At 40.0% G+C, this 23892-nt stretch carries 20 protein-coding genes; 16 read left to right on the top strand and 4 right to left on the bottom strand.

Going from position 1 to position 23892, the window contains the following annotated elements:
* Window positions 1-3534: a chromosome segregation protein SMC gene (gene smc, locus HMPREF2607_RS03340; protein WP_059749191.1), complete on the top strand. Its 3534-nt coding sequence runs from the start codon at window positions 1-3 to the stop codon at window positions 3532-3534.
* Window positions 3535-3924: 390 nt separating this feature from the next.
* Here the strand turns inward: smc and HMPREF2607_RS03335 are convergent, their stop codons facing one another.
* Window positions 3925-4470, bottom strand: a complete 546-nt coding sequence (locus HMPREF2607_RS03335) for a DUF3278 domain-containing protein (RefSeq protein WP_070475835.1) — start codon at window positions 4468-4470, stop codon at window positions 3925-3927.
* Between the two features lie 26 nt (window positions 4471-4496).
* Window positions 4497-4694 carry a helix-turn-helix transcriptional regulator gene (locus tag HMPREF2607_RS03330; protein WP_002891190.1) on the bottom strand — a complete coding sequence of 66 codons (198 nt, stop codon included), beginning with the start codon at window positions 4692-4694 and terminating at the stop codon, window positions 4497-4499.
* Window positions 4695-5131: 437 nt separating this feature from the next.
* Here HMPREF2607_RS03330 and pheS point away from each other — a divergent pair, with 437 nt between their 5' ends.
* The 5 genes from pheS to HMPREF2607_RS03305 all read left to right on the top strand — a co-directional run bounded on the left by pheS (window position 5132) and on the right by HMPREF2607_RS03305 (window position 10415).
* Window positions 5132-6175, top strand: a complete 1044-nt coding sequence (gene pheS / locus HMPREF2607_RS03325) for a phenylalanine--tRNA ligase subunit alpha (protein ID WP_064521186.1) — start codon at window positions 5132-5134, stop codon at window positions 6173-6175.
* A 16-nt stretch (window positions 6176-6191) separates the two neighbouring features.
* Complete coding sequence (locus tag HMPREF2607_RS03320) at window positions 6192-6710, top strand: GNAT family N-acetyltransferase (protein ID WP_070475832.1); 519 nt, start codon at window positions 6192-6194, stop codon at window positions 6708-6710.
* Between the two features lie 216 nt (window positions 6711-6926).
* A complete protein-coding gene (gene pheT / locus HMPREF2607_RS03315) occupies window positions 6927-9335 on the top strand; it encodes a phenylalanine--tRNA ligase subunit beta (protein WP_070475856.1) in 2409 nt (802 codons plus the stop codon).
* 68 nt (window positions 9336-9403) lie between these two features.
* Entirely contained in the window at window positions 9404-9985 is a 582-nt protein-coding gene (locus tag HMPREF2607_RS03310; protein ID WP_070475827.1) for a hypothetical protein, read from the top strand.
* 91 nt (window positions 9986-10076) lie between these two features.
* Window positions 10077-10415 carry an ATP cone domain-containing protein gene (locus HMPREF2607_RS03305; RefSeq protein ID WP_002891184.1) on the top strand — a complete coding sequence of 113 codons (339 nt, stop codon included), beginning with the start codon at window positions 10077-10079 and terminating at the stop codon, window positions 10413-10415.
* Window positions 10416-10454: 39 nt separating this feature from the next.
* Here the strand turns inward: HMPREF2607_RS03305 and HMPREF2607_RS03300 are convergent, their stop codons facing one another.
* Window positions 10455-11720, bottom strand: a complete 1266-nt coding sequence (locus tag HMPREF2607_RS03300; RefSeq protein ID WP_070475824.1) for an aminotransferase-like domain-containing protein — start codon at window positions 11718-11720, stop codon at window positions 10455-10457.
* Window positions 11721-11879: 159 nt separating this feature from the next.
* Between HMPREF2607_RS03300 and HMPREF2607_RS03295 the strand changes: the two genes are divergently transcribed.
* The 6 genes from HMPREF2607_RS03295 to nox all read left to right on the top strand — a co-directional run bounded on the left by HMPREF2607_RS03295 (window position 11880) and on the right by nox (window position 17775).
* On the top strand, window positions 11880-12410 hold the full coding sequence (locus HMPREF2607_RS03295; protein WP_002891182.1) for a DUF5067 domain-containing protein: 531 nt from the start codon (window positions 11880-11882) through the stop codon (window positions 12408-12410).
* A 138-nt stretch (window positions 12411-12548) separates the two neighbouring features.
* Window positions 12549-13058, top strand: a complete 510-nt coding sequence (locus tag HMPREF2607_RS03290; RefSeq protein WP_002891181.1) for an ECF transporter S component — start codon at window positions 12549-12551, stop codon at window positions 13056-13058.
* Window positions 13059-13916, top strand: coding sequence for a pyridoxamine kinase (locus tag HMPREF2607_RS03285; protein ID WP_070475821.1), 858 nt, complete (start codon window positions 13059-13061; stop codon window positions 13914-13916). It begins immediately after the preceding gene.
* On the top strand, window positions 13906-14436 hold the full coding sequence (locus HMPREF2607_RS03280) for an ECF transporter S component (RefSeq protein WP_070475819.1): 531 nt from the start codon (window positions 13906-13908) through the stop codon (window positions 14434-14436). The genes HMPREF2607_RS03285 and HMPREF2607_RS03280 overlap by 11 nt, the downstream gene beginning before the upstream one ends.
* Before the next feature lie 138 nt (window positions 14437-14574).
* Window positions 14575-16113, top strand: coding sequence for an ABC-F family ATP-binding cassette domain-containing protein (locus HMPREF2607_RS03275; RefSeq protein ID WP_070475816.1), 1539 nt, complete (start codon window positions 14575-14577; stop codon window positions 16111-16113).
* 288 nt (window positions 16114-16401) lie between these two features.
* Window positions 16402-17775, top strand: coding sequence for a H2O-forming NADH oxidase (gene nox / locus HMPREF2607_RS03270; protein ID WP_004182358.1), 1374 nt, complete (start codon window positions 16402-16404; stop codon window positions 17773-17775).
* Window positions 17776-17869: 94 nt separating this feature from the next.
* On the opposite strand, the gene HMPREF2607_RS03265 is transcribed toward nox, so the two are convergent.
* A complete protein-coding gene (locus HMPREF2607_RS03265) occupies window positions 17870-18856 on the bottom strand; it encodes an L-lactate dehydrogenase (RefSeq protein ID WP_004182359.1) in 987 nt (328 codons plus the stop codon).
* 220 nt (window positions 18857-19076) lie between these two features.
* On the opposite strand from HMPREF2607_RS03265, the gene gyrA reads away from it, so the two are divergent.
* From gyrA to HMPREF2607_RS03245, 4 genes are all read left to right on the top strand, one after another.
* Window positions 19077-21545 carry a DNA gyrase subunit A gene (gyrA, locus tag HMPREF2607_RS03260; protein WP_070475813.1) on the top strand — a complete coding sequence of 823 codons (2469 nt, stop codon included), beginning with the start codon at window positions 19077-19079 and terminating at the stop codon, window positions 21543-21545.
* Window positions 21545-22306 (top strand): class A sortase, encoded by a 762-nt coding sequence (locus tag HMPREF2607_RS03255; RefSeq protein WP_004182361.1) that lies wholly within the window; start codon window positions 21545-21547, stop codon window positions 22304-22306. Before gyrA ends, HMPREF2607_RS03255 begins: the two co-directional genes overlap by 1 nt.
* Before the next feature lie 37 nt (window positions 22307-22343).
* Entirely contained in the window at window positions 22344-22745 is a 402-nt protein-coding gene (locus tag HMPREF2607_RS03250) for an SMU1112c/YaeR family gloxylase I-like metalloprotein (protein ID WP_021144008.1), read from the top strand.
* Between the two features lie 114 nt (window positions 22746-22859).
* On the top strand, window positions 22860-23828 hold the full coding sequence (locus HMPREF2607_RS03245; RefSeq protein WP_013990439.1) for a DUF1002 domain-containing protein: 969 nt from the start codon (window positions 22860-22862) through the stop codon (window positions 23826-23828).
* Window positions 23829-23892: the final 64 nt, after the last annotated feature.

Below are 23892 nucleotides of genomic sequence, written 5' to 3'. Positions count from 1 at the left end.
ATGTATTTGAAATCAATTGAAATGCAGGGCTTTAAATCCTTTGCGGATAAGACGCAAGTCATCTTTGACAAGGGAGTAACAGCCGTTGTAGGTCCAAATGGATCGGGAAAATCAAATATTACAGAGAGTCTGCGCTGGGCACTGGGTGAATCATCTGCCAAGAGCTTGCGTGGGGGCAAGATGCCTGACGTTATTTTTGCAGGAACAGAGGTTCGTAAGGCTCTCAACTATGCGGAAGTAGCGGTCACACTTGATAACAGTGATGGCTTTATCGCGGGTGCTGGTGAAACAATTCGTGTGGAACGCCACATTTATCGAAACGGTGACAATGATTACTTGATTGACGGTCGTAAGGTTCGTCTACGTGATATTCATGACCTTTTCATGGATACAGGTTTAGGGCGTGATTCTTTTTCCATTATTTCCCAAGGTCGTGTTGAGGCTATTTTTAATGCCAAACCTGAAGAACGCCGCGCTATTTTCGAAGAAGCAGCAGGGGTTCTCAAATATAAGACACGTAAGAAAGAAACGGAAAGCAAGCTTAATCAAACCCAAGATAATCTTGATCGTTTGGAAGATATCATCTACGAGTTAGATGGTCAGGTTAAACCGCTTGAAAAGCAAGCTGCGACTGCCAAACGTTATTTGGAATTAGATGAGGAACGTAGACAGACTCAGCTTAATCTTTTGGTCCACGATATTGAAGTTGGTAAATCTGATTTGAGCCAGACCCAAGAGGGTTTGGCAGCGGTCAAGGAAAAATTAACTAGCTATTATGAGGAACGTCATCGTCTAGAGACTGAAAATCAAGAACTCAAGCAAAAACGCCATCAAATTTCAGAACAAATTTCTTCTGACCAACAAACCTTGGTGGATGTCACACGTCTTATTAGTGATTTTGAGCGTCAAATTGATCTTTATACCATGGAGAGTCAGCAGCGTTCAGAGAAAAAAGAAGAAACTGAAGCTCGTCTCAGTGAGTTAGAGCATTTGAAAGAAGAAGCTCAGGCAGCACTTGATAAGGTTAATCAAGGCCAAGTTGAATTGAATGCGGAGTTGGATAGCCTTGCCCAAGAGCTGATTGCTATTCAAAAAGAACTGGAGCAATTTTCTGATGACCCAGATACGCTTATTGAACGTTTACGTGAGGACTATGTTGGTCTGATGCAGGAGGAAGCCAAGGTTTCCAACAATTTGACTCAGGTCACTCACGACATGGACAGTCAGACACAAGCGCTTGAGGCACAAGCTGAAGAATTTAAACAAGCTCAGGCAGACTTGCTTTCCGCTCAGGAAGTGGCTAGCGAAACCCAAAAAGCTTATCAAGCGGCCCAAGCAAGTCTTCAAAACCTTCTAACTATCTACAAAGAAAAGGCCCAGGCTTATCAAACTCTTGATAAGGACTATCAAGAGGCTCAAAAGCAGATGTTTGACCTCATGGATCACCTTAAGAGTAAAGATGCCCGTCGTCAAAGTTTAGAGTCTATCCAAAAAAATCATTCTAACTTCTATGCAGGGGTTAAGGCTGTCCTTCAAAACGCCCAATCCATTCAAGGAATTATTGGTGCAGTTAGTGAACACTTGACCTTTGATACACGTTATCAGACAGCTCTTGAAATTGCTATGGGAGCCAGCGGGCAAAATATTATTGTTGAGGATGAAGCGGCTGCTAAGCGTTCGATTGACTACTTGAAGCGCAATCGTCAGGGTCGTGCGACCTTCTTGCCGTTGACCACTATTAAACCGCGTCAACTTAATGGACAATTTGCTCAAAGTCTTGCCAATGCACCAGGCTTTATTGGTATGGCTTCCGATTTGGTTACCTATGAGGACCGCTTATCTAATATTTTCCAAAACCTCCTAGGGGTAACGGCAATCTTTGATACCATTGACAATGCTAATAAGGCAGCTCGAGCTGTTCGTTTCCAAGTACGTATGGTTACTCTTGACGGGTCTGAGATCCGTCCCGGTGGTGCCTTTGCTGGTGGTACCAACAAACAAAATAATAATCTCTTTATCAAGCCCGAACTGGATGCATTGACTTCTGAAATTAACCAGATTAAGGCTCAATTAAGTGATAGTGAGGCTAAAGTTGAATCCCTTAAGACCAAACGTAAGACTCTACAGAAAGAGCTAGAAGACCTTAAGGTAGATGGTGAAAATGCTCGTCTGCAAGAGCAAAAACTAGGCTTGGAACACCAACAAGCCTTGGCAGAGGTGGAGAAAAATCAAACCCTAGTGGATAGTTTCAAACAGGATTCTCAGGGAACTGAAGGGGCAAATCTTCAAGATAAGGCTGAACAACTTAAAGCAGAGTTAGCACAAATTGCTTCCAAGCGTGAGGCCATTAACGACCGTATTGAGGCTATTAAGGAAGACAAAGACGCACTTGGCCAACAAAAACAGGTTCTCTTAGACAAGCAATCTAAACTTCAGTTGAAGGAACGTGATTTGCAAGCAGAATTGCGTTTTGCTAAGACAGAAAGTAATCGTCTTCAAGCCGACTTGTCTGAGTTAATGAAGGAATCGGATAGTCTTAAAGCGCTTCTTAATAACCAAGTCAATGATGACCAAGCTGACCGCCTTCCGCATTTGCAAGCACAGCATAAAGAAGCTGTTCAACGTAAGGACGATTTGGAACAAGCTCTTGTCCGTGCCAAGATTCAGGTGCAAGATTACGAAGGTCAGTTGGAAGACTTGGAGGAGCGTTTGGCTAAAGCTGGCAATCGTAACGAGGACTTGATTCGTCAGCAGACTCGCTTGGAAGAACGTGAAAGTCAGATTAGTCAATCGCTTCGTAAGTTTGCTACTCAGTTGGCTGAAGATTACCAAATGACACTTGAAGTTGCCAAAGGTCAGGCTAGTCCTCTTGACAATGTCGAACAAACTCGCCATAATCTGCAAGGTCTTGAGCGTTCGATTAAAGCTTTGGGTCCGGTCAATGTAGATGCTATTGCTCAATTTGAAGAGGTTAAGCAACGTCTTGATTTCTTGAACGGACAAAAGGATGATTTGCTCGAAGCGAAGAGCCTCCTTCTGAATACCATAAATGACATGGATGATGAAGTGAAATCACGCTTTAAAGCAACCTTTGAGGCTATCCGAGAAAGCTTTAAACAGACCTTTACCCAGATGTTTGGTGGAGGTTCAGCAGACTTGATTTTGACCTCAGACAATCTCCTAGAGGCTGGGGTAGAAATTTCTGTGCAGCCACCAGGTAAGAAAATTCAATCGCTTAACCTTATGTCTGGTGGTGAGAAGGCCTTGTCAGCTTTGGCCCTTCTCTTTGCCATCATTCGTGTTAAGACCATTCCATTTGTTATCCTAGACGAAGTAGAAGCGGCTTTGGATGAAGCCAATGTTAAACGCTTCGGGGACTACCTTAATCGTTTTGACAAGTCCAGTCAATTTATTGTAGTTACCCATCGTAAGGGAACGATGTCTGCTGCAGACTCTATATATGGGGTAACTATGCAGGAATCAGGTGTCTCGAAAATCGTTTCTGTCAAACTAAAAGACCTTGATTTAGACTAAAAATAGATTATATTTTCATGAAAGATAGTTGATAGCTTTATCACTATCTTTTTTCATAGTCTCAAAAAATTTGTAAAGACTTTTAGAAAAAACATTAAGTTTGCGCTTTCAAAATTACGCAATCGATTGCGTAAAATGGCATAACAAGGGCTATGATTAGGATTTTAGGGTTTATGAGAGAGAGGGCGACTTGTCATTTCCCACTGACATGTTACAATATTTAAGGAAATGTCATATGGGGATATGGTGTTTTTTGAAGTTAGTTATAGTGTATGTGTTAAGATACGATTTTCTGGACACATTTAGGCTTCGCGTATACAAGTCTAAGAAGTCTTCTTTCGAGCGAAAAATCCAGGCTGGGAAACCTGGATTTTTCTTTGTCTTTTTAGTTTATTGGTCACCTTTCTCAGCTTGAGATTTGGCTTGTTTGATACCAGCATTGACCAAGCCCTGCATGATAGCCCCAAAAAGGATAGCTTCAAAAATGCCTGATAGCATATTATGGATTGAGAATAATTCTGTCAAATAGTCTTTATTGTCAACTAAGAAGTGAACTAGGGGCATGCCTAAGAACATGCTAATCCCAAAGTATAAACCTGACTTAAGCCCCACGTGCTTAAGTTGTTTTTTCTCTTTCTCAGTCAGTTCTTCCTCGTCAAAAGCATTAACAGCACTTATCTTTAACTTATAAGTAAGGATGCTGCTAACTAACAGAATGATAATCAAGAGGAGGATAGGATAAATACGAGCTACAAGTTCGGGATACTTAAAGCTTAGAAGTAAGGCAATACAATTACCAAAAATTAAAATATAGAAGAGAACAACGAAAGCCATGTTACCCATTCGATCAACCTGTTGGCGCTTTTGTTCATCTAAAGGGCCTGTGATACCATAAAAACGTTTAATGAGTTTGTCAGTGAAAGTTTCTTTAATCATGATTTACCTCTTTCTAACTTATATCTCTATTCGCAATTTCCATCCCAAAAGAGACTGTTAAGATCTGTGTCTAGTGCTTTAGCTAGATTTAGACAGAGCTCCAGTGTTGGGTTATATTTGTTATTTTCAATCATATTAATGGTCTGTCGGGAAACACCAATAGATTTTGCGAGTTCTAATTGCGAAAGCCCCATATTCTTTCTAAATTCCCTGACATGATTCATAATGGGCCTCCTTCTGAAAGACAAGCTAATGTGTTGCTGTAAGTCGCAATTTATTAATTATGTCAACTTTATCTGACATAATTGTAGCACGTTTATATAGGTGTGTCAATTATCTTAGACATAAGACCATTTGGTTTTAAATAAAGGATTCTTTGTCAGCTCTTGAAAGCTTTTTGTTTTTTTGGTAAAATTGATAGTAATTGAATAGAAGTCGTAGAGACTAGTAACCTTATGGAAATTGACAGGGATTGGGGGTCATGGACTGGAAGCCTCCTCAAGGGAAGTTTGGCGAATTCACTCATGAAGACGGCTGGCGAATCAAGGTCTGGGTAACCAGATAAAAAACGGATGGTACCGCGTGTCAACGCTCCGGGTTGGAGTTTTGGCATGTGGTTTTTTGTTTGCGATTCGAAATTGTTACATCAGAAAGGAATCTCATGGATTTACAAACACAATTGCAAGAGTTGAAAACATCAACGCAGGCTAAATTGGCTGAAATGCGTGGTGAACACTCTAAAGAATTACAGGAATTGCGTGTTGCAGTTTTAGGTAAAAAAGGATCTTTGACAGATCTTTTGAAGGGACTTAAAGACCTTCCAAATGAAGAACGCCCTAAAGTTGGTAAAATGGTCAACGAAGTTCGTGACGTTTTGACTGAAGCTTTTGACGAAGCAGCTAAAGTTGTTGAAGCCGCTAAAATTCAAGCACAACTTGACTCTGAAAGTCTTGACGTAACCCTTCCAGGACGCCAAGTCAAACTTGGTAACCGTCATATTCTTAGCCAAACAGCTGAAGAAATCGAAGACATTTTCTTGGGGATGGGCTTCCAAATCGTTGATGGTTTTGAAGTTGAGACTGATTACTATAACTTTGAACGTATGAATTTGCCTAAGGACCACCCAGCCCGTGACATGCAAGATACCTTCTACATTACTGAAGAAATTTTGCTTCGTACACACACAAGTCCTGTCCAAGCTCGTACACTTGATAAACACGATTTTTCTAAAGGTCCACTTAAGATGATCTCACCAGGACGTGTTTTCCGTCGTGATACAGATGATGCGACTCACAGTCACCAGTTCCACCAAATCGAAGGTTTGGTCGTTGGTAAAAAAATCTCAATGGGTGATCTTAAGGGAACACTTGAAATGATTATCCAAAAAATGTTTGGTGCAGAACGTCAAATCCGTTTGCGCCCATCTTACTTCCCATTCACTGAGCCTTCAGTTGAGGTTGATGTGTCATGCTTCAAGTGTGGTGGTAAAGGCTGTAACGTATGTAAGAAGACAGGTTGGATTGAAATCCTCGGTGCAGGTATGGTTCACCCACAAGTGCTTGAGATGTCTGGTGTCGATTCTGAAGAATATTCAGGTTTCGCCTTCGGTCTTGGTCAAGAACGTATTGCCATGCTTCGTTATGGTATCAACGACATTCGTGGTTTCTACCAAGGGGATGTTCGTTTCTCAGAACAGTTTAAATAAGGTTTAGGAGGTTGTCATGTCAGTCGTTATTCGTAAGGTTCTTCCGGAAGAAGTAGCAGAATTAAAAGTTATCTCCGAAGATACCTTTAGAGAGACTTTTGCTCATGATAATACCGAAGCCCAGTTGCAAGGATACCTTGATACCGCACTTTCTGAGGAAGTGCTCTTAGATGAAATCACTCATGAAGAATCGCGTTACTTTTTCATTCTCGTTGATGGTGAAAAGGCAGGTTTTCTAAAGACTAATGTAGGTTCTGCTCAAACAGAGCAGCACTTGGGCAATGCCTTCCAAATTCAACGTATTTATATCAGTCAGGCCTTCCAAGGCATGGGCTTGGGTAAGAAACTCTTTGAGTTTGCCCTACAAGAAGCTCGTGATCTAGGTTGTGATTGGGCCTGGTTGGGTGTTTGGGAAAGAAATTTCAAAGCACAGATATTTTACGATAAATATGGCTTTGAAAAATTTGCAGAACACAATTTTCCGGTCGGTGACGGTAAAGTAGACTGTGACTGGTTGCTTAAATTAAAACTATAAACCGATTATTAAGTTGATAGAGAGGAGTTTATAAGGCGATTAAACGTGTCAGTTCGTCTTTCTCTTATATCAGCTATACATATTCCTATATTACAGAAAGGATTTGAACCCGCCCTAAGCTCTGGGCAAAAAAGATAAAGGCTCCTAGGTGCTGATGCACCAACGTTGCCTTTCCTATTTTTGCTGAGAGCTATTAACGGGCTTGGTATCATTATTATGCTAGTTAGTTATAAATGGTTAAAAGAGTTGGTTGATGTGGATGTTACCACTGCTGAACTCGCTGAAAAAATGTCGACGACAGGTATTGAAGTGGAGGGTGTTGAAACACCTGCTGAAGGCTTGTCTAAATTGGTTGTTGGTCATGTCTTGTCATGTGAAGATGTGCCTGAAACACACTTGCACTTGTGTCAAGTAGATACAGGAGATGCTGAAGGTCCACGTCAAATTGTTTGTGGAGCTCCAAATGTCACTGCTGGAATCAAGGTAATTGTTGCCATTCCTGGTGCACGCATTGCGGACAATTACAAAATTAAAAAAGGGAAGATTCGAGGCATGGAATCTCTCGGTATGATCTGTTCTTTGGCAGAACTTGGACTTCCAGATAGCATTATTCCTAAGGAATTTGCAGATGGTATCCAAATTTTGCCAGAAGATGCCGTACCTGGAGATAGCATCTTCCCATATCTTGACCTTGATGATGAAATCATCGAATTGTCAATCACACCTAACCGTGCGGATGCTCTTTCTATGCGTGGTGTGGCACATGAAGTCGCTGCAATCTATGGAAAATCTGTTCACTTCCCAGAAAAAACGGTTACTGAAGACAGTAAACCAGCTTCTGATAAGATTTCAGTAGCCATCGAAAGTGATAAAGTGGCTACTTATGCTAGTCGTGTGGTTGAGAATGTTACTGTTCAACCAAGTCCACAATGGTTGCAAAACCTTCTTATGAATGCTGGTATCCGTCCAATCAACAACGTGGTTGACGTGACAAACTATGTTCTTCTTTACTTTGGACAACCAATGCATGCCTTCGATTTGGATAAATTTGAAGATTCACGTATCGTTGCCCGTGATGCCCGTGATGGTGAAAAATTAGTCACTCTCGATGGTGAAGAACGTGAATTGACTGCTGAAGATATTGTTATTACAGTTGCTGACAAACCAGTTGCCCTCGCAGGTGTTATGGGTGGCGCTTCAACTGAAATTGACAACAATTCTAAAAATGTCGTTCTCGAAGCTGCTGTTTTTGATGGAAAATCAGTTCGTAAGACAAGTAGCCGTCTCAACCTTCGTTCAGAATCATCATCACGTTTTGAAAAAGGTATCAATAATGATACTGTCCTTGAAGCCCTTGATTTTGCTGCAGCTATGTTGCAAGAATTGGCAAATGGAACGGTTCTTGCAGGCCGTGTTCAAGCGGGGTCAGTTGATACAGAGCCAGTTCAAGTTTCTACAAGCCTTGACTACGTGAATGTTCGCCTTGGTACAGAATTGACTTTTGCGGATATTGAAGATGTGTTTGCGAAACTTGGTTTTGGATTGACTGGTGATGCTGATAAATTCACTGTATCTGTACCACGTCGTCGTTGGGATATCAGTATCCAAGCAGACTTGGTTGAAGAAATTGCACGTATCTACGGCTATGAAAAATTGCCTACGACACTTCCAGAGGCAGCAGGAACAGCTGGTGAGTTGACTGAAACACAAGCGCTTCGTCGTAAGGTTCGTACCATTGCTGAAGGTGCTGGATTGACGGAAATCATCTCATATGCTTTGACTACACCTGAAAAAGCTGTTGAATTTGCTGTGACACCTACTAACTTGACTGAGTTGATGTGGCCAATGACTGTTGACCGTTCAGCCCTCCGTCAGAACATGGTCTCTGGTATGCTTGATACTGTTGCTTACAATGTTAACCGTAAGAATAGTAACGTTGCTATTTACGAAATCGGTAAGGTCTTTGAACAAAATGGCAATCCAAAAGAGGAATTGCCAAATGAAATCAATACCTTTGCCTTCGCTATTTCTGGTCTTGTAGCTGAAAAAGATTTCCAAACTAAAGCAACACCAGTTGATTTCTTCTATGCTAAAGGTATCGTTGAAGCTCTCTTTGATAAACTTGAGGTTTCAGTTGACTATGTACCGACAAAAGACCTAGCAAGCATGCACCCAGGTCGTACAGCTGCTATTGTCCTTGATGGTCAAACGATTGGATTCCTTGGTCAAGTTCACCCACAAACTGCTAAAAACTACGGTATTCCAGAAACTTATGTGGCTGAAATTAACCTTAGTACTGTAGAAGCAGCCTTGCAACCGGCTCAACCATTTGTTGAAATCACAAAATTCCCTGCAGTATCACGTGATATCGCCCTTCTTCTCAAGGCAGAAATCACTCATCAAGAAGTTCTTGATGCTATCTATTCTGCAGGAGTGAAACGCTTGGTTGCCGTTAAACTCTTCGACGTTTACGCAGGTGAAAAACTTGGTGCTGGAATGAAATCAATGGCTTATAGCCTTACCTTCCAAAATCCAAATGATAACCTCACAGACGAAGAAGTTGCTAAATACATGGAAAAAATCACCAAAGCTCTTACTGAGAAAGTCGAAGCAGAGGTTCGTTAATAGTTAAAAAATCCATCTGAGAAGATGGATTTTTAAGTGACTAGACTATATTACAAAAAGGAGTTAATTTGTTTTTAGAGTTTTTTGATGGGGTATTAGGACATTACACTTTTGAATCTGATAAAGTTAATGTTCTGATTGATGGTTTACCCAGTTTTGCTTATCCCTTGGGGCAAGTAATATTTGTATTATTAGTCTACAGGTTATTCGTTCATCAATATTTTAAAAAATTTTTAACCATGTCACCTCGGGATATTTGGGCTTGGCATAAAGAAACGTTCCGCAAAAGTAAATTATCTTTCATTGTCATCCCAATAGTTTATCTGTTCGTTTTCGGAATGACCTATGTTTTAGTTGATGATGTTTTGGCTACCGTCACTATTTACAAAGACTATAGAGGTCCTATAGCTAAAACCATTGATGGTCAAGTGGAAAAAATAGATATTAGTCATGTTGGGACAAAAACGAATAGTGCTAGGATTAATGCTCACTTTGTAAGCTCTGACGGGCAGATTTATGACATTCACCTGATAAACGGTGATAAGAGAATCGCTAATTATATGCGCCATCATGAGGCAGAGTCCTACACGGCAACACTTTCCTTTGATAAACATGGCAAACCAGTTTACATTTCTAAATTCTGGGAATAAGCGGTTTGGATAGCTCTTTCAGGGATTTGCACTTGACAAATATGTAAATTCTCTGCATAATAAAAGAAAAAGCCATGAAAAGAGGGTAGCCATGCAAATTATTAAACGTAATGGTCAAGTTGCTGAATTTGATCCTGATAAAATTTACCAAGCCATCTTAAAAGCAGCACAGACTGTGTATGTTCTTGATGATACTTGGCGCCAAAATCTTGCTCAAGTGACGAAAAAAGTAGTGCTTGATCTTCAAGATGCTCAGGTGGAACGCCCAACCATTAACATGATTCAGTCATTGGTTGAAAATCGTCTCATGGAAGCAGGCTTTATCAATATTGCCGAGCATTATATTTCATACCGTTTGCAACGAGATTTGGAGCGTAACGGTTATGGTGACAAGGTCATTGTACACCTACGCTTTGAGCAGACTAAATAAGAAAAGCCATCAAGCGATGGCTTTTTTTGTGTCTGATTGTCACTTTGTCTTTTTTAAAAGTTTTATAAAGGATTCCAGTTCCTGTCCATGACCTATCTGCAGATAAGTTTCAGAAGTTGGTCTAATAAAGGAGGATTCTAAAAAGCGAATCTGCTTGTGGGCTTTGAATTTTTCAAGTGAAAACTCCTTAGGAAGTTGCCAAGTCACATGTCTAGGAGAAATCTGATAAGGAATGCTAACCTTAGATTTCTCAATGATTGCTTGACTTTTAGCCATATTTTGTTGAAAGAGGTCACCCAGCTTCTTAATGTTTTTTTGGAACATGCCATTTGCGAGATAAACGGAAAGTGCTTTTTGCATAATGAGATTGGTATCATAGTCAATAAGTCCCTTGTGGCTCAAAAAGGTAGGCTTAAGATTAGGAGGTAAGACAAGGCTACCTAGACGTAAACCTGGAAAAAGAGCCATGGAAAAGGATTTGATGTAGATGGTCTGATTTTTGGTGTCATAGTAGTGAATCGGGAGATTTTTACTATCGCTAAAGTCTCCCATATAGTCATCCTCGACGATATAAACATTGTACTGATTGGCAAGTTGGGCTAGCTTTTCTTTTTCACTGGCAGAATAGCTTAATCCAAGAGGGTTGGAGTAACGACTGATGGTATAGAAGAACTTAATCTGTCCAGATGTAAAGTACTCTTCCAAGCGGTCAAAATCTAAACCATCAAAACCACGGTTAATCGTCTCGTAAGCTAGATTCTGACGGTTGACGAGCTGGTTCATGCGATGATAGGTAGGTTGTTCTAAGAGAATTTTGTAGCCCCCATTACCAAAATCCATCTGTGAAAGGATGTAGAGGGCCTGTTGGCTTCCTGAGGTTATGACAATCTGATCCGAATTGACATAAATATCGTCAGCTATTAATCGACTCTTTAAGGCTTCAAGCAAATCTTTGAGTCCGGCTTGTTCATGATAATAGTTGAAGAGATAGTCTTGATGACCTGCCAAACTTTCATCTAAACACAGCTTAAAATCCTCGTAGGCCAATTGATTGTAATCGTTAAGGTTAAGAAGCACCTTATTATCAACTTCATTACGACCTTCTAGGACGTAATAGCCACTTTTGGGTACGGCATAAATATAGTTTTGATACTTTAGTTCCAAGAGTGCTCTTTGGGCGGTATCCTTACTACAGCCATGAGTCTGGCTTAGTTGACGAATAGAGGGGAGCTTACTCCCTTTTTTCAAAGTCCCATTTTGGATATCTTTGATGATGGTCTCGACAATATCTTGATAAATACTCATAACTGACCCCTTACAGATTTTTCCTTATTGTACCCTACTTGTCCTCTGAGAGCAAGATGTCTGGAGACATTTGACAAGATTATTAGATTTTGACATAATAAAAAGGTTATTAGGAAATACTAAATTTCCATCCCAAACAAGTTTAAGGAGATTGTAAGAATGACTTTTAAGAAAATCTTAGGACTTCTGGCTCTTGCATGCTTAACCATTATCGGTTTGTCAGCTTGCACACCAGAGAAAGAGCCTACTTGGACCTACGATAAAAACAAAATGCTATTTACAGGACAAGATGCTAGTGTACAAGTTCTTTCTGCAACTAAAATCGAATCACCAGAAGGTCAAAAAGCTGTTCGTGTTCACTATAAACTTAGCAACTCAAGTAAAGAAACAATGAATGCCTACACTCTTTTGATGAAGGTGGTCCTTGATGTGAAACAAGAGAAGGAAGAATTGAAGGTTGCTACATTGGTCTTTTCTAAAGATGATGACCGAGATAAGATTGCAAATAAGACCAAGATTGCTCCTAAGGAAGTTAAAGAAATCGTTGTTGACTATGCCGTTGCTGATTTTGATCATGATCTTAGCATTGATTTTTCTGATTATGGTACTGAGGCAAACGCGACTGCCAAGCTTTCACTACAAAATCTTGAAAAGGCACCTGTCAAATACTTTGATAAAAAAGCTCAATAAGTCTTATCACCACATGAATGTGTGGTGTTTTTTTATTGACTTAAATCTGTACCCAGACAGTAATGAAAATACTATCTTGTTTAATCGTCAGAATTTTCATAAACTTATACTATATTTATTGACTAAGGAGTTTTAGCTATGTCAGCAAAACGTTTAACCATTTCTGCATTTTTCATGGCACTTGTCATTATTTTGAGCTCGAGTCTCTTATCCATTCCTGTGCCAGGAGGTCATTTCTATTTTAACGGGATTATTATTTTCCTAGTTGGTTTAATTTTCCCACCTACAGAAGCAGTTATTATTGCCGGAGTAGGTTCCTTTATTGGAGATTTTCTTTTTTACCCTCTTCCTATGTGGGTAACTCTAGTAACACATAGCCTTCAAGTTCTCGCTATTGCACTCATTGTTGGAGGACGCTTAGGAAAATTGAGCAAGTCTAGGGCAGCTTTAGGTCTCTTGATTGGGGCTATTATTGACTTAGTAGGATATGGCTTAGGAAGAGCCTTTATCTACGGTACGCCTGCCTATGCTATTATGAAGATTCCTTTTGACATTGTAGCTGCTATTCTTGGTTTAGGAGTGGCCTACTACATTTATTTCCACACAGGTTTTGTTAAACAGTTTAAAAAGACCTGGGAAGGAAAATAGATGACCAAAGTAATTGTTGCCAATGACCTGGTTGGTCTAGGTAAGGTTGCTTTAACTAGTAGCCTCCCTATCATGTCAGCTTGTCAAACTGAAGTCCTTCCTTTACCAACAGTTCTTTTATCTTCGCATACAGGAGAGTTTGAAAATATCTATGTACGGGATCTTACGGATGACCTAAAGGGATTTTGTAAGCAGTGGGAGCACCTGGATTTTATAGTAGATGGCCTTGTGAGTGGTTATTTTAAGTCAGAAGAAGCACTAAAATGTGTAGGTCAATTGGCTCGCGATAAACAGATAGCTCTATTTGTTGACCCTATTATGGGTGACAATGGTAGTCTCTATCAAGGTTTTGATAGCAACTATGTAGAAGCCATGAAAGCTTTCTGTCAACAAGCAGATGTCATCATTCCTAATCTGACAGAAGCTGCCTTTTTGACGGATACTCCCTATCTTGAAGAAGGTTCCTATGATGAGGCCACTATTGAAAAGCTTCTGAGAGAGTTGACCAAGCTTGGACCTAGAAAAGTTATTTTAACAGGTATTTCATTTGAAACTGAAAAAATCGGATTGGCTTATTTTGATAAGGAGGCCAATCAAGTAATTTATCGAATGAGGAAACGATATCATTCACATTTTTATGGGAGCGGGGACTTACTTACGGCAATTTTATCAGCTGGCTACTTTCATAACCTTAATTTTCTAAAGGTTTGTGATTTGGCTTTGGATATCCTGGATAAAGTCCTATCATTTACACTTTCTAGTGGTCGACCTTTAAAATATGGTCTCTGTTATGAGCCCTATATCGGTTATTTATTTAATGGCATTAATGAGCTATTGGAGGAGAAAAATGAAAAATGATAAAACTCGTGAATTAGTTGAATTGAGTTTGTATGCAGCCTTAATTATTGTTAGTGTACAGTTTATTCGGATTCCTTTTGGACCACAATTTGTCCATTTGGGAAATGCCCTAGTTGTGATTGCTGTTTTGATTTTTGGTTCAAAAAAAGGTGCTCTTGTAGCAACAGTAGGATTAGGACTATTTGATATTTTTAATGGATATGCTGCTGAGGTTTGGATTACCATTTTAGAATCCTTGATTGTCTGTCTGGTGCTCTATCTTGTTTTTGAAAAGCTCCTAAAATCAAATGATAAAATGGTTTACATCATTATCGCTGGAGTGATAGCTGCAGTGACGAAAATCATTCTTAACTTTGTCAAATATACAATTATAAACACTGTCGTCGCATCTCTACCTTTAAAAGCTGCAATGTTGGCTTCAGTGGTTAAGATTGGTGGGACTTTTGGGACATCAGTTGTTACAATCATTGCGGTTCCTCTTTTATATCCTGTGTTTAAACGCATTTTACGGAGAAACTAAAGATTCAGCAGGTTGGTCCTGCTTTTTCTTTTCGATTTTCCATAAGCAGAGGTCCAATTTTGCACTAAAAAATGGTAAAATAGTTAAGTTAATGTCAAGAAAGGAAAGGGCTAAAGACTGTTTTAGCCCAGATTTGCTATGTCTATTTTAGAAGTCAAAAATCTTAGCCACGGATTTGGTGACCGTGCCATTTTTGAAAATGTTTCATTCCGATTGCTCAAAGGTGAGCATATCGGTCTTGTTGGTGCTAACGGTGAAGGAAAATCAACCTTTATGTCTATCGTTACTGGAAAATTGCAACCTGATGAAGGTAAGGTGGAATGGTCTAAGTATGTGACAGCGGGTTATTTGGATCAGCATGCTGTTCTTGAAAAGGGAATGACCGTACGTGATGTCCTTCGGACGGCTTTCGATGAGCTTTTTAAGACTGAGGAGCGAATCAATGAGATTTACATGTCTATGGCTGATGAGGGTGCTGATGTTGATGCTCTGATGGAAGAAGTAGGTGAGCTTCAGGATCGATTGGAGACTCGTGATTTCTATACCCTAGATGCTAAGATTGATGAGGTTGCTCGTGCCTTGGGTGTTATGGATTTTGGTATGGATACAGATGTAACGGATCTTTCAGGTGGTCAACGTACCAAGATTCTCTTGGCTAAATTATTGCTTGAAAAACCAGATATCTTGCTCCTTGATGAGCCAACAAACTATTTGGATGCTGAACATATCGCCTGGCTTAAACGCTATCTCCAAGAGTATGAGAATGCTTTTGTTCTTATTTCGCATGATATTCCATTCTTAAACGATGTGATTAATATTGTCTACCATGTTGAAAATCAAGATTTGGTTCGCTATGCAGGTGATTATGACAATTTCCAATCTGTCTATGCTATGAAAAAAGCACAATTAGAAGCTGCCTATGAACGTCAGCAAAAGGAAATTGCGGACCTTCAAGATTTTGTGAACCGTAATAAAGCGCGTGTTGCTACTCGAAATATGGCCATGTCTCGTCAGAAGAAATTGGATAAGATGGAAATTATCGAGTTGCAAGCGGAAAAACCAAAACCTGAATTCCATTTCAAGGAAAGCCGTACGCCTGGACGTTTTATTTTCCAAACCAAAGATCTCGTTATTGGTTACGATCGTCCTTTGACTAAGTCGCCTTTGAATCTCACTTTCGAACGTAATCAAAAGGTAGCTATCGTTGGTGCCAATGGTATTGGTAAGACCACTTTGCTGAAGAGTTTACTTGGGATTATTCAACCTCTTGAAGGAGAAGTTGAAACGGGTGATTTTATTGACCTAGGTTATTTTGAGCAAGAGGCAGAAGGCTCACGTCAGACACCACTTGAAGCAGTTTGGGATGCTTTCCCAGCTCTAAATCAAGCTGAGGTTCGTGCAGCCTTAGCCAAATGTGGTTTAACATCTAAACATATTGAAAGTCAAATTCAGGTCTTGTCAGGAGGAGAGCAGGCTAAAGTTCGTTTTTGTCTCCTTATGAATCGTGAAAATAATGTCCTTGTTCTGGACGAACCAACCAACCACTTGGATGTTGACGCCAAGGACGAATTGAAGCGTGCCCTTCAGGCCTTCAAGGGTAGTATCCTTATGGTATGTCACGAACCAGAATTTTATGAAGGTTGGACAGACGTTTGGGATTTTAATGAGTTAGTCTAGAGATAAAAGAGTGTTGACATTCTCTAAAGAGAAAGTTATTCACTCTTTTTTTATATTTTAAAGCAAAGTAACTTTCTGGGATTTGGTAAGACAGTGATGGTGTTAAGAAAGGTAACCGTCATCATAAAGCGATTTTCTACCTATTTTGACATGTTCTACATGGGTTTTGAGCATAGAAACTTAATTTGTTCAAAAAGTAACAAAGTCTGAGCATAAAAGGTGTAACCGTTTTCTGATTATGGTAGAATAAAATAGTAAACTATTATCAAAAGAAAGTTGGATAAACTTATGTCAAAAATCGTAGTTGTTGGTGCTAACCACGCTGGTACTTTTAGTATTAATACTATTCTCGATAATTACGGAGACCAAAATGAAGTAGTTGTTTTCGACCAAAACTCTAACATTTCATTCTTGGGTTGTGGTATGGCTCTTTGGATCGGTAATCAAATTTCTGGTTCTGATGGTCTTTTCTATGCCAACAAAGAAGGACTTGAAAGCAAGGGTGCTAAAGTTTATATGAACTCACCAGTTGAGTCTATTGACTTTGATGGTAAAACTGTTACGGCCCTTGTAGATGGCAAAGAGCACGTTGAATCATATGACAAATTGATTTTGGCTACTGGGTCTCAACCAATCTTGCCTCCAATCGAAGGTGCTGAAATTAAAGAAGGTAGCCGTACTTTCGAAGCTACACTTGAAAACCTTCAATTCGTTAAACTTTTCCAAAACGCTCAAGAAGTTATCGATAAGTTGAACGACAAATCTCAAGATATCAAACGTGTAGCGGTTGTAGGTGCTGGTTACATTGGTGTTGAATTAGCTGAAGCTTTCCAACGTCACGGTAAAGAAGTTATCCTTATCGACGTTGTTGATACATGTTTGGCAGGTTATTACGACCATGACTTGACTGAACTTATGGCTAAAAATATGGAAAGCCACGGTATTAAATTGGCATTTGGTGAAACTGTTAAGGCAGTTGAAGGTGATACTAAAGTTGAACGTATCGTCACTGATAAAAATGCTTACGATGTCGACATGGTTGTCCTTGCAGTAGGTTTCCGTCCTAACACAGCTCTTGGTGCTGGTAAATTGGAAACATTCCGTAATGGGGCTTATCTTGTTAATAAGAAACAAGAAACATCAATCAAAGATGTTTATGCAGTTGGTGACTGTGCTACCGTTTATGACAATGCCCTTGAAGATGTCAACTACATTGCCTTGGCTTCAAACGCTGTTCGCTCAGGTATTGTCGGTGGTCATAATGCCGGTGGTGGCGATGTTGAATCAAACGGTGTTCAAGGATCAAATGGTATCTCAATCTATGGTTTGAACATGGTATCTACTGGTTTGACAGAAGAAAAAGCAAAACGCTTTGGTTTCAATCCAGCAGTAGTAGAATCAACAGATCTTCAAAAAGCTGCCTTCATGGAAGATGAAAATGAAGACGTTACAATCAAGATCGTTTATGACAAAGATACACGCAAAGTTCTTGGTGCTCAAATGGTATCACGTATGGACATCTCTATGGGAATCCACATGTTCTCATTGGCTATCCAAGAAGGTGTAACTATCGACCGTCTTCAATTGCTTGATTTGTTCTTCTTGCCACACTTTAACCAACCGCTTAGCTATATTGCTAAAGCAGCTATCTCAGCTAAATAAACTTAAACAGCTAATTCAACTGAATTAGCTGTTTTTTTTCTTTTTGAATACGAAAAAGCCTCCTACTGGAGACTTTTATTTAACTAATGTCAAATTAGTTTTTTGAAGCTTCTTGGAATTCAGGGTTTTTCCATGCTTCATCAATGATAGCTTGCAATTCATCAGCAGAAGCTTTCATTTTTTGTTGTTCAGCATCGTTCAATGGGATGTTCACTGGACGTACGATACCGTGTGCACCTACGATAGCAGGTTGACCGATAAAGACGTTGCTTACACCATATTGACCTTCTTGGAATACAGACAATGGAAGTACTGCATTTTCATCGTCAAGAATAGCTTTAGTGATACGAGCAAGAGCTACGGCGATACCATAGTATGTAGCACCTTTTTTGTTGATGATTGTGTAAGCGGCATCACGAACACCTTCGAACAATTCAACCAATTCAGCTTCTTGAACGTTTTGAGTATCTTTAAGGAATTCTTCAAGGTTTACACCGGCGATGTTAGCGTGTGACCAAACGGCAAATTCTGAGTCACCGTGTTCACCCATGATGTAGGCGTGAACTGAACGAGCGTCAACATCAAGTTTTTCAGCAAGTGCTTGACGGAAACGAGCTGAGTCAAGTGAAGTACCTGAACCGATAACGCGTTCTTTAGGGAATCCTGAGAATTTCCATGTTGAGTAAGTCAATACGTCAACTGGGTTAGCTGCTACAAGGAAGATTCCTTTGAAGCCTGATTCAACAACTTGAGTAACGATAGATTTGTTGATAGCAAGGTTTTTACCAACAAGATCAAGACGAGTTTCACCTGGTTTTTGTGGAGCACCAGCAGTGATAACTACAAGGTCAGCATCCGCACAGTCTTCGTATTTAGCTGCGTAGATTTTTTTAGGTGAAGTGAAAGCAAGCGCGTGGCTAAGGTCAAGCGCATCACCAACAGCTTTTTCGAACAATTGTGGAATTTCGATGATACCAAGTTCTTGAGCGATACCTTGGTTTACAAGTGCGAAAGCGTAAGATGAACCTACGGCACCGTCACCAACGAGGATGACTTTTTTGTGTTGTTTAGTTGCAGTCATGGGTCTAAACATCTCCTTTTTTTTAATTGGGTTACCCCATACACTGCTTATTCTACCACTTTAAGTGATGGATGTCACGAAATATTAAGTAAATAATGGATGAAAGCGTTTTACACAACTGAAAAATAAAGCGTTTTATGGTATAATATTATAGAAATCTTCTATACTCTTTTATTAGAGTTTGGAATGATTTGAATGAAAGAAAAGAGGCATTTTTAGAGTGCAAGATAATAATTTAATTGACGTTAATTTGACGTCTGAGATGAAGACGAGCTTTATCGATTATGCCATGAGTGTTATCGTGTCTCGTGCTCTTCCAGATGTTCGTGACGGTTTAAAACCTGTACAACGTCGTATTCTTTATGGAATGAATGAGCTTGGGGTGACACCTGATAAGCCGCATAAAAAATCTGCCCGTATCACCGGGGATGTCATGGGTAAATATCACCCACACGGGGATTCATCTATCTATGAAGCCATGGTCCGTATGGCACAATGGTGGAGCTACCGTTACATGTTGGTTGATGGTCACGGGAACTTTGGTTCTATGGACGGAGATGGGGCTGCTGCTCAGCGTTATACTGAGGCGCGTATGTCTAAAATCGCCTTGGAAATGCTACGTGATCTTAACAAGAATACTGTAGATTTTCAAGATAACTATGATGGATCAGAACGTGAGCCAATTGTTCTTCCGTCACGTATTCCCAACCTTCTTGTCAATGGTGCGACAGGGATTGCCGTTGGTATGGCAACTAACATTCCACCACACAATTTGGCTGAAACGATTGATGCTGTCAAATTGATGATGGATAATCCTGAAGTCACAACACGTGAACTGATGGAAGTCCTTCCTGGACCCGACTTCCCAACTGGAGGTTTGGTCATGGGGAAATCTGGTATTCACCGTGCTTATGAGACTGGTAAGGGTTCTATTGTCCTTCGTTCGCGTACCGAAATTGAAACAACTAAATCAGGTCGTGAGCGTATTGTTGTCACTGAGTTTCCTTACATGGTCAATAAGACCAAGGTTCATGAACATATCGTTCGTTTAGCACAAGAAAAACGTATTGAGGGGATTACAGCAGTCCGTGACGAGTCTTCTCGTGAAGGGGTGCGCTTTGTCATCGAAGTGCGTCGTGATGCTTCGGCCAATGTTATCTTGAATAATTTGTTCAAATTAACGCAACTTCAGACTAATTTTAGCTTCAACATGTTGGCCATTGAAAAGGGTGTTCCTAAAATTCTTTCTTTGCGTCAAATCTTGGCTGACTATATTGCTCACCAACAAGAAGTTGTGGTCCGTCGTACACAGTTTGACAAGGATAAGGCTGAAGCACGTGCCCACATTTTAGAAGGTTTGCTGATTGCTCTTGATCATTTGGATGAAGTGATTACGATTATCCGTAACAGTCAAACTGATGCTGAGGCTCAAGCTGAGTTGATGGCTCGTTTTGAACTCACGGAACGTCAAAGTCAAGCTATTCTTGATATGCGTTTGCGTCGTTTGACAGGTTTGGAACGTGATAAGATTCAAAATGAGTATAATGATCTCCTTGCCTTGATTGCTGATTTAGCTGATATTTTGGCCAAACCAGAACGTGTCATTGCTATCATCAAGGAAGAATTGGACGAAAGCAAGCGTAAATTCGCAGATGCTCGTCGTACAGAACTTATGGTCGGAGAAGTCGTTTCTCTTGAAGATGAAGATCTCATCGAAGAAGAAGATGTTGTTATCACTCTTTCAAATAAGGGGTATATTAAACGTTTAGCCCAAGACGAGTTCCGTTCACAAAAACGTGGAGGACGTGGTGTCCAAGGTACTGGTGTTAACGATGATGACTTTGTTCGAGATATTGTCTCAACAAGTACTCATGATCACCTTTACTTCATGACTAATAAGGGGCGTGTATACCGTCTCAAGGGGTATGAAATCCCTGAGTATGGTCGTACAGCCAAAGGATTACCTATTGTCAATCTCTTGAAGTTAGATGAAGGTGAGACTATTCAAACAGTCATTAACGCTAAGAGTGATGAGGCATCTGAAAATAATCACCTTGTCTTTGTAACTCGCCGAGGTCTGGTTAAACGTACCAAAGAAGCAGAATTTAAGAACATTCGTCAAAACGGTTTGATTGCCTTGAAACTTAGAGAAGGTGACGAGCTAATTAATGTCTTCTTGACTACTGGTAATGAAGAAATTGTCATTGGTACCAAATTTGGTTACAGTGTACGCTTCAAAGAGGACACTATTCGAAGCATGAGCCGTATGGCTGCCGGTGTTAAAGGGGTAACTCTTCGTGATGGTGACCAAGTTGTTGGTGCAGCTGCTATTACAGAAGACCAAGAAGTCTTGATTATCACTGAAAAAGGTTACGGTAAGCGTACCTCAGCGACTGAATACCCAACGAAGGGACGTGGTGGTAAAGGTATCAAGACTGCTAATATCACAGAGAAGAATGGTAACCTGGCAGGTATTGTCACAGTGTATGGTGATGAGGATATCATGGTCATCACAGATACAGGTGTTATCATCCGTACTGCCGTTGCTAATATCTCTCAAACTGGTCGTGCAACTCAAGGGGTTAAGGTCATGCGTTTGGATGACTCTGCTCGTATTGTAACCTTTGCTTTAGTTGAGCCGGAAGAAGTAGAACAAGCTTCCGAAGACCAAGAAAGTGGTGACAACTAATGAGCAAAGATAAGAAAAATAAAGCAACAAAAAAACGCCGTAAGTGGCTGGATATTCTTCGCTGGGTGTTGATTGTCGTTCTCTTGGTTGTTGGTTTAGCCTTGATTTTCAATAAGTCTATTCGAAACACAGTAATTGCTTGGAATACAAATAAGTATCAAGTGAGCAAGGTTTCTAAAAAGACTATTGAGAAAAACAAGGAAGCTAAGACGAGCTTTGACTTTGATACCGTTAAATCAATTAGCACAGAGTCTGTCTTACAAGCACAGATGGATGCTCAAGAACTTCCAGTCGTTGGTGGCATTGCCATTCCAGAGGTGGGTATCAATCTTCCTATTTTCAAAGGACTTGGCAACACAGAGTTGACTTACGGTGCAGGAACTATGAAAGAAGACCAAGTCATGGGTGGTGAAAATAACTATTCACTAGCTAGTCACCACGTCTTTGGTATTGCTGGTGCATCTGACATGCTATTTTCACCACTAGATAAGGCTAAGGAAGGCATGAAAATTTATCTTACGGATAAAAATAAAGTCTATACTTATGTCATTAGTGAGGTCAAGGTTGTTCAACCAACTGAAGTAGCAGTGGTTGATGATACACCAGGCAAGTCTGAAGTTACTTTGGTAACCTGTACGGATGCTGAAGCAACTCAGCGTACAATCGTCAAAGGTGAATTGAAATCACAGGTAGATTTTGACAAGGCAAGTTCAGATATTATTGAGGCCTTTAATAAGTCATACAATCAATTTCAAAGTTAAGAAAGGGGCCTTAGGGCCTTTTTCTATGGAGGAAAATATGTTTTTAAATACAGTGCACCATGTTGCTATTATTGTTTCTGATTATGAGTTGTCTCGAGATTTTTATGTCGATAAACTTGGTTTTGAGATTATTCGGGAAAATCACCGTCCAGAACGTCATGATTATAAGTTAGACCTACGTTGTGGGGATATAGAACTTGAAATCTTTGGCAATAAGACCAGTGATCCGAACTATGTGAAGCCCCCTAAACGTCCGTCTTATCCTGAGGCCTGTGGCTTACGTCATTTAGCTTTCAGAGTGACTAATATTGAAGAGGTTGTCAAGAGTTTAGAAGAGAAGGGTATTTCCTGCCAACCTATTCGCAAGGACACTTTTACCGGTGAAAAGATGACTTTCTTTGCTGATCCAGATGGTCTTCCCTTGGAGTTGCACGAGTAGTTTTTTTGACCTTAATTTTTTAAGTCATGGTATAATAAATTCACGATTGGACTCGTACCCAGTCGTCCTTTAGGAGATTATGGAATAATATTCTATTTTCGAAAGGAAACACACATGAAATTGAAAAAACTTCTTGTTACTGGGATGGCTTTATTGGCTTCAGTAACAGCCTTCACTTCGGTTGCGCAAGCAGCAACATCATCGCAAGTCCAAAAGGTTATTGATGAATCTTATGTTCAACCAGACTATGTGATGGGTTATTCATTGTCGGAAGAGCAACGTAATGAAACCTTGAATTTGTTAGGGTATGACAGTAGTAAGGATACTAATGTCAAGACCTTGACGACATCTGCATATGCGAATATTATGAACGTTGCAGATGATTCTAGTCTTCAGCTATATTCTTCGGTTAAGATTGCTAAGCTTGGTGCTAAGGAAACCTTGAGTGTAGAGATTGTGACACCGCAAAATATCACGAAAATCACTCCAGATATGTACCGTAATGCTGCAACGACACTTGGTATCGAACATGCTAAGATTACCGTAGCAGCACCAATCGCAGTTACTGGAGAAAGTGCCTTGGCTGGTATTTACTATTCCCTTGAGCAAAATGGGGCTAAGGTTTCAGATGAAAGCAAAGAGCTTGCGCAGGAGGAACTTAAAACCCTTTCTCAAATTAATGAGGAAAATTCAGGCAAGAGTGACTATGATGCGGACAAGCTTAATGTAGCTATGACTGATATTAAGTCAGCAGTTGCTGATAAAGGGGATAAGTTGACTGAAGACCAAGCTAAAACGATTGTTCAGCAGACTATCAATAATTACAACTTGGATCTTTCTGATACGCAAATTAACCTTCTAGTGAATTTTGCTATGAATTTATCTAAGTCTTCAATCATTGACAGTGCTAGCTTTAAGTCAACCTTGAGTTCACTTAAAGATTCTATCGTTTCGAAAGCTGGTAATACCTTCTCTGGAATCAACCTAAACTTTAATGCCAACAAAGCGGTTGAGAACAGCAAAAATATCTTTGCACAAATTTGGCAAGCTATCGTTGATTTCTTTACAGGACTGTCTAAATAGTAAAAGAGCTATCCGTTTGGATGGCTTTTTTCTATTTTTCAGAAAATATGTGAAATGCTATTGA

Origin of the sequence: Streptococcus sp. HMSC078H03, from assembly GCF_001808655.1 — a bacterium.
GTDB lineage: Bacteria > Bacillota > Bacilli > Lactobacillales > Streptococcaceae > Streptococcus > Streptococcus salivarius_G.
Note: the sequence above shows the minus strand (reverse complement) of the source record. Positions and strands in the feature narration are given on the sequence as shown.